This is a genomic window from Streptomyces sp. NPDC033178 (genome assembly GCF_055577685.1).
Map to the genome: position 1 here is coordinate 60510 of NZ_JBVIPT010000018.1, position 12147 is coordinate 72656.

The window sequence follows — 12147 nt, forward strand, 5'->3', positions numbered from 1 at the left end:
GCTCCCTTGCACTCGTGCGGTGCGGCTGGAGCACGTGCCGGCATCCAGCTCTCGCACGATGCACCGTACACTTTTCTTGGCATGGCGTGCCACTAATGTTTGCCGGAGGATCATGGTCCCGGCAGGCTCGTTACCCACACCGGGAACGACAGCTCAGGACATGCGAAGAGGTGAGGAGCGGCATGGCGAAGAGGGGCGAGGGCGGGGCCGGACCACGGCGGGGACGACCGCCGCGTTCCGAGCCCCAGAAGGCCGCCGTGCGCATGGACATCGCCCGCGAAGCGGTGCGGCTCTTCGCCGCCCAAGGTGTCGCCGACACCACCGTCGAGGAGATCGCGCGAGCCGCGGGAGTGTCCGTCCGCACCCTGTGGCGCCACATCGCCTCCAAAGAGGAGTGCGTACGCCCGCTGCTCACGGGCGGCCTGGACGCCACCGCCCGCCTCATGCGCGAGTGGCCACGGGACCGCCCCCTGCGCGAGGCGTTCGGGCAGACCACACCGTTTCCCGCACCCGGGGCCGCGGACACCGCAGCGGTGGGTGACCTGGTACGCCTCACCCGCGACGAGGCCGGTCTGCGCGCGGTGTGGCTCCAGGTCCATCACGACGCCGAGCCCGTCTTCGCCCGGATCCTCGCGGAACGCACCGGTCACGCACCGGACGACCTCGCCCCCCGGATGCAGGCCGTCATGCTGAACGGGGTGCTTCGCGTGGCCGTGGAGGAATGGGCCTGGCACCGGCCCGAGCGGGAAGACCTCAGCAGGACCGATGCCATCAGCCGCACCGTGCACTTCGCCCTCGCGAGCCTGCCCCTCTGACGGGAGGGGCCATCCGGCGCAAGGCCGGCTCGGTCAGCAGCGCCCGAAGAGCGCGAACAACAGGGAGTCGCGCAAGGCCCTGAGTTCCTTCTCGTCGATGGCCTCCGGGGCGTTCCGCCACAACCCGAACTGGCCATGGAGGCCGGTCCACAGCAGTTTCGCCACCCGATCGGCGGTGAGCGGGCCGACGCGGTCGCCCTCCTCGTCCACACAGGGAGCGACGGCCTGCCGCCAGGCGCGCAGCAGCCTGCTCATGGGGTGGCGACCGGGCCGCTCGGGAGGCGGAAGGGCGGGGCCCGTGTGGAACAGCAGCTCGTAGCGGCGCGGGGTGTCCAGCGCGTATTGGCAGTACGCGTCCATGGCGGCATTCAGACCCGCCCAGGGATCGTCGGCGGGTGCCGCCAGCCGTGCCGCACGCATCTTCTCCGCCAAGGTCTCGTAGACCTCGTCCAGCAGTACCCACATCAGCTCGGACTTGTCCTTGAACTGCTTGTAGACGGCCGCGGACGTGACACCGGCCTCGCGGGCGATGGCCCGTAGCGACACCGACTCGGGCTGCCCGCCCTCCTCCAGCAGCCGCCCGGCGGCATCCAGGATCTCCTGGCGCAGCCGCTGCCCCTCACCCCGGGGATTACGCACTCGCGGCCGACCCGCATTCTCCACGGCCGCATCTGCCTGACCAGCACTCATCGACCGCTCGACCCCTCTCATTCCGGCCCCTGCCTGTCTCGGACAACCTGCGGGTCCAGGAAAACATCCCCCCGGGGCTGCCCCGTCCAGCCCAGTTGGTTTACGGTGTTAGCCAGTAAGTAATCAGTGCTTACTCAAGCCTCATCCCCCACAACGGCGGAGGTATGCGAGATGACAGGAACAACCGTTCAGGACCACGGTGACGACCGCATCGACGACCGCACCCGCGAGCTGATCAAGCACCTCTCAGGCAGCAACGACCGGCTCCCCTTCCCGATGCAGCGCTCCACCCCCTTCGACCCGCCCCCGGAGTACGCCGCGCTCCGCTCGAAGTGCCCGGTCGCCCCGGCCACGCTGTACGGCAAGAACGCCTGGCTGATCACCAAGTACGACGACGTCCGTGAGGCACTGCAGAACGAAGCGCTGAGCGCCGACATCACGCACCCCCACTTCCCGCTCACCCCCGGCATGAAGGCCGGCGTGGAGGCGGCGGGCGGCGGCAACATCGGGTCCTTCCTGAAGATGGACCCGCCTGAGCACGACGACCTGCGCCGCATGCTCACCCGCGATTTCATGGTCAAGCGCGTCGAGGCCATGAGGCCCCGGATCCAGAAGCTGGTCGACGACCTGATCGACGAGATGCTGGCCGGCCCCAAACCCGCCGACCTCTTCGAGGCGCTCGCCTCGCCGATGCCGAACACCGTCATTTGCTGGCTGCTCGGCGTACCCCAGAGCGACCACGCCTTCTTCGAGGACCGCACCAGGTACGCCTTCAAACGCGACGTCCCCGACGACGTGCGTATGGAAAAGACCGTGGAGCTCAACGGCTATGTATTCGGCCTCGTCAATCAGCGCATCGACGACCCGGACCTGGACCCCGAGGCCGACATCATCAGCCGCCTCGTCCACGACCAGCTCCGCAGCGGCCGGCTGAACCGCAACGAGGTCCAGGCCATGGCCATGCTCATGCTGGTCGCCGGGCACGAGACCACCGGCAACCAGGCCGCGCTCGGCACCCTCGCACTGCTCCAGAACCCCGAGCAGTTCAAGGCTCTCGGCCAGGACCCCGGCCTCGCCCCGGGCGCGGTCGAGGAACTGATGCGGTACCTCACCATCAACGACGACCCCAACTACCGGTTCGCCAAGGAGGACACCGTCATCGGCGGCCGGCAGATCAAGGCCGGCGAGGGAGTGCAGCCGCTGACGTTCTCCGCCAACCGTGACGAGAGCCACTACGACAACCCCGACGTCCTCGACATCCGCCGCGGCGTCCGCGACCACTTCGGCTTCGGCTACGGCATCCACCAGTGCCTCGGCCAGCCGCTCGCCCGCGTAGAACTCCAGGTCTTCTACGAGACGGTGGCCCGGCGCATACCGACCCTCCGACTCGCCGTACCGCTGGAGGAGGTCTCCTTCAAGACCGACGCCGACATCTACGGCGTCTGGTCCCTCCCCGTCACCTGGTGACCTCCGCTCCCCGTCAGGCACCCGCAAACCATCCGAAAATCCAGAAGGGCAACAGACATGGCTTCCATCGATCTTGGATATAAGGGCTCCCGCGTCATCGTCAGCGGAGGCGGCGGCGCGGGCATGGGCGCCGCGCTGGTGGCCAAGCTCACCGCGCTGGGCGCCGAGGTCCATGTCCTGGACCTCAAGGCCCCCGACACCGACACCGGCGCTGTCTTCCACGCCACGGACCTGAAGGACCCGGAGGCGATGACCGCCGCCGTCGCCGAGATCGGCGGCCCGGTCACCCACCTGTTCAACTGCGTCGGCGTGCCCAGCAACAAGACCTCGAACCTGGACACCGTGCTTATCAACTTCGTAGGTGTACGGCACCTGACGGAGGCCGTCGTCCCTTACATCCAGCCGGGCGGATCGGTCACCACGATCGCCTCCCAGGCCGGGTCGGGCTGGATGCGCAATGTCGAGACCCTGCTCCCCCTGGTCCGCTCCGAAGGATTCGACGGCGGCCGGGAGTGGTGCGAGAAGCACCCCGACGAGATCGCCCATGCCTACGTCACGTCCAAGGAGGCCGCGGTCATCTGGACCCAGTACGCCGCGGTGGCGCTCGGCGAGAAGGGCATCCGCCTCAACTGCACGATGCCCGGGCCGACGATCACCCCGATGACGGCCGAGTTCGAGGCCGCGGTCGGAAAGGACTTCTGGGACTCCTTCCCGATCCCGCTGGGCCGCCCGGCCACCCCCGACGAGCAGGCCAATGTCCTTCTCTTCCTCGGCAGTTCGGCCGCCTCCTGCGTCACCGGAGCCCCGGTGATCACCGACGGCGGCACAATGGGTGGCGTCTTCACCGGTCTGCTCGAAATGCCGTTCCCCAACTAAAGGTTCCTTTGGACTGAGCGGGAGTAGAGCCCGCTCAGCCGCACGCCCCGAACGGTCTTGGGCGCTCCCCCACTGCCTCAAGGGCGTGGGAGGTACCCCCAGGGTCCCCGGCGTACTCGACCCAGGGGCGGCAACACGGATCCCGTCCGTGGTCCGACCCCGGGAGGCCCCCGCGACCGGAGGCCGCTGATGGATACAGCCCCGCACGACCTGGCCATGTGGATACGGCCAGAGGCGACGGGGAGGCCCTGAACCATCACTCCGGTGGAGCAGGGGCCCGCACACTGGCGCCGTGCCGAGCGTCCCAGATCGCACGGCAACGCCAACCCGGACGGCGCAGGGCACCGCAAGCCCGGACGCCGACCATCACACGATCGACCTGAACGACCGTATGTGCGCTCCTCGACGGGCAGTTGCACCCCACTGCGGCGCCCCGCACAAGCCCCGTGCGGGGCGCCCCCCCCGAGTCACCCACCTGAAAGGCGGATCCCTCATGGCCACCATGAAAGTCGAGGTCGACGTTCCGAAGTGCGTCGCCTCCGGGCAGTGTGTGCTGATCGCGCCCGAGGTTTTCGACCAGCGGGATGACGATGGCATGGTCGTCCTGCTGGATGAGAACCCGGCGCCCGGACTGCACGATGGTGTACGCGAGTCCGCGATGGTCTGCCCGGCGGCGGCCATCCGGCTGCGGGAGGTGTGAGATGGAGCGGGTTGTCATCGTCGGTGCCTCCGCCGGCGGACTGGCGACCGCGGAGACCCTGCGCAGGCAGGGTTACGAGGGCACCGTCACCCTGATCGGCGACGAGCCGCATCTCCCCTACGACAGGCCTCCGCTGTCCAAGCAGATCCTCAGCGGAGAGTGGGAACCCGACCGGCTGCCCCTTCGCTCACCGGAGGACATCGGCGCCCTCGACCTGGATCTGCGGCTGGGCGGCGCGGCCGTGGGCGTGGACGTCCAGGACCGGATCCTGGCCCTGGCCGACGGGTCCACGGTCGGCTACGACGCCCTGGTCATCGCCACCGGAGTCCGGCCCAGGCGGCTGCCGGGCGGCGAGGGCGTGCGCGGGGTGCATGTGATCCGCACCCTGGAGGACGCGGCCGCGCTGAAGGAACGGCTGGCCCCGGGGCGGCGTCTGGTGGTGGTCGGTGCCGGATTCATCGGCGCCGAGGCGGCCGCGGTCGCCCGCGGGCTCGGCATCGAGGTGACGATGCTGGAGCCGGCACCGGTGCCGCTGGCCCATGCCCTCGGCGAGGACATCGGACGGACCCTCACCCAGGCGCACCACGAGCACGGCGTCGATCTGCGCACCGGCGTCATGGTGCGGGAGATCCTCTCGTCCGACGGACAGGTCACCGGGGTCGCCCTGGCGGACGGGACCGCCGTACCGGCGGACGACGTGGTGGTCGGCATCGGCACGCATCCCAACACCGAATGGCTGGAGGGCAGCGGACTCACCCTCGGCAACGGCCTGGTCTGCGACGAGTACAGCCAGGCGGCGCCGGGCGTGTGGGGGGTCGGCGACGTGGCCCGCTGGTACAACCCGCTGTTCGAAACGCCGATGCGGATCGAGCACCGCACCAACGCCGCCGAGCAGGGCATGGCGGTGGCCCGCAACCTGCTCGACCCCGCCGCCCGCAAGCCGTTCGCACCGGTGCCGTACTTCTGGTCCGACCAGTACGACATGAAGATCCAGGCGTACGGCTACCTGCGCGGCCACGACCAAGTCACCGTCGTGGAAGGCGATCTCGCCTCACGCCGCTTCACCGCCGCCTACCGCACCGGCCGCCACCTGGTCGGCGCCCTCTCGGTCGGCATGCCGCCCAAGACCATCCGCACCTGGCGCACCGCCATCACCACCCGGCAGGAGTGGAGCGCCGCGGTGGGCGACGGGCTCGCGGCGTAGCACGGACCGTGCCCTGGGGTACGCAGGGCACGGCCGGCGCGCGGGGCGGTCGCTGCGCTCGACCGCTCATCCGGGACGGAACGGGGAGCCGTCGAGTCGGCGTGCGGTTGCCTCCGGCCGTGCGGTTGTCTCCGGCGCGGGATCCTGGATCTTCCGGTCCTGCACCGCGTCTGGAGCACCGCGGGCGGGAGCCCGGCGACGGACTGAATGCGGTCCCTCTCAGGCGAGGGACCTCTCGGAATCGGAGGCAGCGTCACCGTTGACAGAGAACCCGCCGTCCACAGTGACCGTCGCGCCGGTGACGAACGTGGCCTCGTCCGAGGCCAGCCATGTCGCCGCGTAGGCGATGTCCATCGGCTGACCGATCCTGGTCAGCCGGCCACTGCCGGTGTGCAGCCCGGAGTCGCCGCGCAGGGCGACGACCCGCCCCACGATCAGGCAGTTGGCACGGATATCGTCGGCGCTGCCCTCGACCGCGAGCGTCCGCGTGAGACTGTTCACCGCGCCCTTGGCCGCGCCGTAGGCGCTGAATCCCTTGAAGCCCGCTACGGACTGCCCCGAAGAGACATTGATGACCGAGGCGCCCGCAGCGGCGGCGAGGTGCGGCCAAGCGTACTTGGTCATCCAGAACACGGAGCCGGTGAGCGTGTCACGCACGATGGCGTCCCACTCTGCCGTCGTGTACTCGTGCATGGGCTTGACGGTGCGGGCCACCACGCCGGTCGGGGCCGCGTTGTTCACCAGCGTGTGCAGCTCCCCGTACCGCTCCACAGTGGCCTCGACCGCCTCGCGGACGCATCGCTCGTCGGCGATGTCGAGATACTGGAACGTGGCCTCGCCGCCGGCCTCCCGGATGCGCGCGACCACCTTCTCGCCGCGGTCCACCGTGCGCCCGGCGACCATGACGCGGGCTCCTTCGGCGGCGAAGTGCTCGGCGACGGAGCGTCCGATGCCCCTCGTGGACCCCGAGATCAGCGCCACCTTGCCGCGCAGCCTCTCGCCCGTCACAGCGAGCCGTACAGCTTCTCCAGCGCGGAGAGGCGGCGGGTGAGCAGGAGTACGGAATCTGCGGCGCCGGGTGCGCCGGACCCGCCGCTCTCCAGCATGGTGAGACGCTCGCGGACCTCGGCGATCTCGTCCTTCAGCCGACCGCTCGCCTCGTCGCGCGTCAGCAGGTCGTCGTCGGTCCAGTCGGCCGCCGCGATGTCCCGTCCGTGGCTCATGCTCAGCTCCAGGGCCTGAGGACGGCCCCGGCCAAGGGTCCGGTGCCGACGCTACATATCGCATTTCTGACGCTCCGTACACTAAGCGTGGAGCGCCCGGGCGTCAACGCTTCTGACATGCAGGTTTCCCCTGTAGAGCGCTAGGTGACACAGCTCGGCATCACCTTGCTCCCAGAGGTTGTCTGACACACATGACACTCCCGGGCGACACCGGCGTCATCGAGGACGAAGTCGGCGCTCCCGCGCCGCATCCCGTCGTCTCCTCAGGGCTCCCGTATTTCCTTAGGTATCCATGGTGATTCGTCATCTCCTGGTGTCATGCCGTCCGTCCGGCGCTGGTGTCGCATGTGGGTACGAGGGTCGATTGCATGACCCTTTCGCGGGAGTGTCGTTGGTCGGATGACAGCATCATGGGCGGGGAGGGGGTTCGGTGAGCCGGAAGCTGCCGTTCGGCGAGGGCGAAACTGCCCGCACCGCCTGTGCCCGTGGTCTGCTGCGTGCGGGTGTAGTGGAGAAGACGGGCGAAGTCCTGTCGGCTGCTGTGCTGGCGATGGGGGTCCCCCCGCTCGAGCGAAGCCGAGAGGGGGGAGGGTGGGGTGGGCTGCTGATCTGGTGTCCGGCATGGCTGCCGCCCTGCTGGCCGAGCACTGGAACACCGCTGACGTGGACGTGCTGGCCGCCGGTGAGGATGCCGGGGGCCGCACGCTGCCGTCGAATGTCTGGATGGCCCTGCGCCGCCTGGGCTGGACCGTCGGCCCGCCCGAGGGCATCCGGGTCAACGACCGCATCGTGCGGATGGCGCAGGAGACGGCCGGGCGGACGCTGCGCGCGGCGAAGTGGCGCGCCGACCTGACCACCGCAGTCATCGCGACCTGGCCCGCGGACCCCGCCAAGCGGACCGCTGAGGAGTGGGAGGCGGTGCGTGCGGCGGTGCCCGGCGGGCAGTCGCTGCCGTCCAGCGTCATCAAGGGCCGGACCCGGCAGATCGCCGCCTTCGCCATCAAGCAGGGCCGGATGCCGGTCGATGTCTTCGAGGTGGAGAGCGCGCCCCGGATCGCGCGGATGCTGTTGCTGTCCGCGTGTGACGGGCAGCAGGCCACCATCGAACGTGCCGACGATGTGGGCCGGGCGCTGCTGCGCCTGCAACTGCCCACCCGCCCCGATCCGCGGTCCTACGCGGACTGGACGTGGGTGGCCTGCCCCATCAGCTTGCCGCCGACGATTCCCGCCAACGCGGTGCTGCCCCAGCGCACCACCTCCGAGCATGGGTGCAGGGGGAAGCCGTTCAGGGGCGCGGTGTTCAGCCAGACATCGTCCTGGTCGAAGTCCCAGCTGTCCTTGAACCCCCTGGTGAGCGGATCGCCTACCGGCTCGACCACGGGAACGGCATTTGTTTGATCGGCCATGCCGTGAAACTTAGTGACCATAAATGGAGAACGCAATTACCCATCCTGGCACATGCATTTCTGACACTCAACCGGGGGTTGCATTGTTTTCGGCATGCCAGAGGGACGGCCGTGCTCGCGCACAATAGGCACGCACGACCGCCCTATGACAATGCCTTTCCTCAGCGAATTACTCGGAGCGCGGGAAGTTGTAAACACGCCGGGCGTTCAGCTCCACCATCTTGTGCACCTCGTCGTCCGGCACGTCCTCCATCACCTCGGTCACGTACTGGCGGCTCTTGGGCCAGTTGGAGTCCGAGTGCGGGTAGTCGCACTCCCACATGATGTTGTCGATGCCGACCTTCTCCCGCCGCACGACGCCCTCAAGGTCCTCGATGAAACATCCGTACATGTGCTTGCGCCACAGGTCGGAGGGACGGACCTCCTTGTTGACGTTCTGGTACCAGCGGTGCTTCTCCCATGTCAGGTCGATGCGCTCCAGCAGGTACGGGACCCAGCCGATGCCGCCTTCGGAGAGGGCCACCTTCAACTCGGGGAACTTGTAGAAGACCTCGGAGAACAGCAGGTCGGCCGTCGCGTCCATGGAGTTGGTGCCGAACAGCGCGATCATGACCGCCATCGGCGCCTCCGGAGAGGTGATGGGTGGCTTGCCCGAGGAGCCGAAGTGCATGCACAGCGGCATGCCGGTCTCCTCGGCGGCGCGGAAGACCGGGTCCCAGTGGTCGGTGTAGAACGACGGGAGGCCGAGTCCGACCGTGTTCTCCGGAAAGGTGATCGCCCTCGCACCCTTGGCAGCACACCGGTAGATCTCCCGCGCTCCCTCCTCGGGGTCCCAGAGCGGCAGCATGATCATCGGGATGAAGCGGTCGGGGTAGGTGGCGGCCCACTCGTCGAGGTGGAAGTCGTTCCACGCCCGTACCGACAGCAGGGCCAGTTCGGAGTCCTTGCCCTCCAGGAACACCGTGCCGGAGAAGCGGGGGAAGGTGGGGAAGCAGAGAGCGGCCTGGACACCGTCGATGTCCATGTCCGTGACGCGCGCGTGTACGTCATAGCAGCCCGGCAGCATGTCCGAGTAGCGGGTCGGGTCCATGCCGAACTCCTGGGGCCGCTTGCCCGCCACCGCGTTCAGGCCGATGTTCGGGTACACCCTCCCCTCGTAGGACCAGACCTGCGCGAGCCGCTTCGCTCCCTTACCGGCCCCTCGGCCGGCGTTGAGGAGGGCGCTGGCCAGCCCGTCGTCGCCCGTGTTCTCGCTCATGTCCAGTTCGACGATCCGCGGCCCGTCATCCTGGAACCTCTTCGGCAGCCGGTCCGTCCACAGCGACGGCGGCTCGATCAGGTGGTCGTCCACCGATATCAGCTGCATGTGGTCCTGAAGCGGCATGTTTCCTCCCAAGCTTCGATGACAACCGGACCGGGCCCGTCCCTGAGGTGTCGGTTGTCTCCTTCGAGTTCGTACGCACGTGTGCGGCAGGGCGCAGACGTGCTCCGCGCGGCACGGACGCTCAGCCGGCCCGGTGGAGCAGCAGGCAACCCGCTTCGGGCCCGCCGCCGATTCCCACCGCGGCGGTGCTCACGTCTTTGGTGATCTGCCGCTCCCCCGCCTGCCGCCACAGCTGCAGGCAGGCCTCGTGGAGGAAGCCGTAGCCGTGCAGCCGTCCCGCCGACAGCTGGCCGCCGTGCGGATTGATGGGCAGGGTTCCGCCCAGGCGGTAGGAGTCGACGTCGTCGAGGAACTGTCCGACCTTGCCGTGTTCGCAGAAGCCGAGCGCCTCGATCCACTGGGTGCACAGATAGCTGAAGCCGTCGTACAGCGTGGCGAAGTCGACGTCGGACGGGGTCATCGTCGTCGTCTCCCACATGGACTGCGCGGCGTCGTGCGCTGCCATGGTGGTCAGGTCGGCCCGCTGGTCCCACGTGTGGCGCTCGTACAGTGCGGCCCCGGCGGCCTCGATCGAGATCGGCGGGTTCGGCAGACCGGCGGTCTCCTCACGGCGGGAGAGGATGATCGCGGTCGCGCCGTCGCACGGGACGTCGCAGTCGTAGAGGCCGAGCGGCCAGGAGATCAGCCGCGCGTCGAGGTACTCCTCCAGCGTCATCGGCTCGCGGTAGATCGCGTGGGGGTTGTGGCCCGCGTTGGTGCGGGTGTTGACCACCAGCTTGCCGATCTGCTCCCTGGTCAGCCCGAAGTCGTGCATGTAGCGCTGGGCATACATGGCGATCCAGTTCGCCGGGGAGGCGGCGCCGAACGGCACACGGAACTCCGCGTGCCCTGAGGCACGTTGCGCCTTTCCGGTCAGGGCGGCGGCCCGGCCCCTCGCCTGCGCCGTGGCCTCCCAGACCGACCGGAAGCAGAGCACGTGCGTGGCGCGTCCGGTCGCGATGGCCGCGGCGGCGTCGAGCAGGGTGCCGAGCTGGCCCGAGGTCTCGACCGAGCTCGTGTGCCAGCGGGTGCGCAGGCCGAAGGCGTCTCGGACGTCGTGCGTGGTCGCCCCCACGAATCCGTCCTCCGCCGCGACGGGGCCGGGATAGCTGGCCACTCCGTCGATGTCGTCGAAGGTCAGGCCGGCGTGCCGGACGGCCACCTCGGCGGCTTCCAGGGCCAGGTCGATGCCACTGCGGCCGATGCGTCGGCCGATCCGGGACTGCCCTATGCCGGTGACCACGACATGGTCGTCGGCGAAGGTCATGACGTCACCGGCCGGAAGAAGGGGAGCGCGACGTCGCCCTGTTCGTCGAAGACCACTTCGACAGGCATCCCGACCGTGATCTGCTCGGTGTCGCACGCGACCAGACAGGTCGTGAGCCGGACATCGGGCTGCTCGTCGAGTTCGACGGCGGCGATCACATAGGGCGGTGGGAATGCGTCGAACCACGGATGGTGGTTCACGGTGTAGGCGGCGACTCTCGCCCTGCCGGACACCTTCTCCGGTCCCACGTCTCGGCTACGGCAGCGGAAGCACGCGCCGACCGGGGGGTGGAAGTACTGCCGGCAGGAGCGGCAGCGGTGAATGAGAAGGGCTTGGTCGAAGCCACCGGTCCAGAACGGACGGGACTCCTCGGTCACTTCCGGAAGCATGCGGCCCGACTGTTGTGACATGGGATTCCTCCGGGAATCAACTGCGGCACTGTGCGCCATGCCGTTGCGGGCGAGGCGAAGCCCGGTCGACCGGCTCCCCGGACCTGGGTCGCCGATCCTTCGGACCGTAACATCTGATAGTCGTGTCACGAAACAGTCCGGCACGAGTGAGCTGAGGACGGCCGGGATCGCCACCCCCGTGGAGCGTGGGAGTCACGAGCGGCGCACATGGGCCGCGAACGCCGGGACCGCATCGGCTCGGAACTCTCGTGTGAGTGATTTGATCTGCGACTCTGCGCTGCTGACGTACTGCAGTCGCGTCGCCCGCCATGTGTTGCGACGCCTGTACCCCAGGGCAAGGACCCGCAGATCTACCCGCCGTCGGCGGCCACGGCCAGGTGGTCCGCCGTGGCCGCAAGCATCTCGTCATGGTCAGTTGTTTGTAGCGTTCTCTGACAGTGCTATACGAATCGTCGAGACTGATCGGCTCTCTGCGCTTACCTCGGCGGGCGACAAGCCGGCGACAGAGGCAGCGTTAAGACGGTTCCGTCAGAAAGTAGCGAGTCAGCGCCCTGTGGCAACGTCAGCGACGTGCAGCAGATCAGCCGGGCCGGGCTCGCTGCGGACACCGACAAGTCCGCAGAATTCCCAAGCCGAGCAGGAAGCATGGATGACGTGAGCAGCCTG

The 12147-nt window shown here is 68.7% G+C and carries 12 protein-coding genes; 6 read left to right on the top strand and 6 right to left on the bottom strand.

The window, feature by feature from the left end:
• Positions 1-182 precede the first annotated feature (182 nt).
• Positions 183-815 carry a TetR/AcrR family transcriptional regulator gene (locus tag ACZ5VQ_RS36440; protein WP_469108682.1) on the top strand — a complete coding sequence of 211 codons (633 nt, stop codon included), beginning with the start codon at positions 183-185 and terminating at the stop codon, positions 813-815.
• Positions 816-848: 33 nt separating this feature from the next.
• On the opposite strand, the gene ACZ5VQ_RS36445 is transcribed toward ACZ5VQ_RS36440, so the two are convergent.
• The gene (locus tag ACZ5VQ_RS36445) at positions 849-1454 is read right to left on the bottom strand and encodes a TetR/AcrR family transcriptional regulator (RefSeq protein WP_469108683.1); all 606 of its coding nucleotides are present in this window, start codon (positions 1452-1454) and stop codon (positions 849-851) included.
• Positions 1455-1676: 222 nt separating this feature from the next.
• On the opposite strand from ACZ5VQ_RS36445, the gene ACZ5VQ_RS36450 reads away from it, so the two are divergent.
• The 4 genes from ACZ5VQ_RS36450 to ACZ5VQ_RS36465 all read left to right on the top strand — a co-directional run bounded on the left by ACZ5VQ_RS36450 (position 1677) and on the right by ACZ5VQ_RS36465 (position 5752).
• Complete coding sequence (locus tag ACZ5VQ_RS36450; RefSeq protein ID WP_469108684.1) at positions 1677-2972, top strand: cytochrome P450; 1296 nt, start codon at positions 1677-1679, stop codon at positions 2970-2972.
• A gap of 57 nt (positions 2973-3029) precedes the next feature.
• The gene (locus tag ACZ5VQ_RS36455) at positions 3030-3848 is read left to right on the top strand and encodes a coniferyl-alcohol dehydrogenase (RefSeq protein ID WP_469108685.1); all 819 of its coding nucleotides are present in this window, start codon (positions 3030-3032) and stop codon (positions 3846-3848) included.
• Between the two features lie 502 nt (positions 3849-4350).
• A complete protein-coding gene (locus ACZ5VQ_RS36460) occupies positions 4351-4548 on the top strand; it encodes a ferredoxin (protein WP_469108747.1) in 198 nt (65 codons plus the stop codon).
• A gap of 1 nt (position 4549) precedes the next feature.
• The gene (locus tag ACZ5VQ_RS36465; protein WP_469108686.1) at positions 4550-5752 is read left to right on the top strand and encodes an NAD(P)/FAD-dependent oxidoreductase; all 1203 of its coding nucleotides are present in this window, start codon (positions 4550-4552) and stop codon (positions 5750-5752) included.
• 219 nt (positions 5753-5971) lie between these two features.
• On the opposite strand, the gene ACZ5VQ_RS36470 is transcribed toward ACZ5VQ_RS36465, so the two are convergent.
• Both ACZ5VQ_RS36470 and ACZ5VQ_RS36475 read right to left on the bottom strand, forming a co-directional pair.
• Positions 5972-6760 carry an SDR family NAD(P)-dependent oxidoreductase gene (locus tag ACZ5VQ_RS36470; RefSeq protein ID WP_469108687.1) on the bottom strand — a complete coding sequence of 263 codons (789 nt, stop codon included), beginning with the start codon at positions 6758-6760 and terminating at the stop codon, positions 5972-5974.
• A complete protein-coding gene (locus ACZ5VQ_RS36475; protein ID WP_469108688.1) occupies positions 6757-6975 on the bottom strand; it encodes a hypothetical protein in 219 nt (72 codons plus the stop codon). The genes ACZ5VQ_RS36470 and ACZ5VQ_RS36475 overlap by 4 nt, the downstream gene beginning before the upstream one ends.
• A gap of 621 nt (positions 6976-7596) precedes the next feature.
• Here ACZ5VQ_RS36475 and ACZ5VQ_RS36480 point away from each other — a divergent pair.
• Positions 7597-8373: a hypothetical protein gene (locus ACZ5VQ_RS36480; RefSeq protein WP_469108689.1), complete on the top strand. Its 777-nt coding sequence runs from the start codon at positions 7597-7599 to the stop codon at positions 8371-8373.
• Positions 8374-8550: 177 nt separating this feature from the next.
• On the opposite strand, the gene ACZ5VQ_RS36485 is transcribed toward ACZ5VQ_RS36480, so the two are convergent.
• The 3 genes from ACZ5VQ_RS36485 to ACZ5VQ_RS36495 all read right to left on the bottom strand — a co-directional run bounded on the left by ACZ5VQ_RS36485 (position 8551) and on the right by ACZ5VQ_RS36495 (position 11460).
• Entirely contained in the window at positions 8551-9765 is a 1215-nt protein-coding gene (locus ACZ5VQ_RS36485; RefSeq protein ID WP_469108690.1) for an amidohydrolase family protein, read from the bottom strand.
• 121 nt (positions 9766-9886) lie between these two features.
• Positions 9887-11071, bottom strand: a complete 1185-nt coding sequence (locus ACZ5VQ_RS36490) for a thiolase family protein (protein ID WP_469108691.1) — start codon at positions 11069-11071, stop codon at positions 9887-9889.
• The gene (locus tag ACZ5VQ_RS36495; RefSeq protein WP_469108692.1) at positions 11068-11460 is read right to left on the bottom strand and encodes a Zn-ribbon domain-containing OB-fold protein; all 393 of its coding nucleotides are present in this window, start codon (positions 11458-11460) and stop codon (positions 11068-11070) included. Before ACZ5VQ_RS36495 ends, ACZ5VQ_RS36490 begins: the two co-directional genes overlap by 4 nt.
• Positions 11461-12147 lie beyond the last annotated feature (687 nt).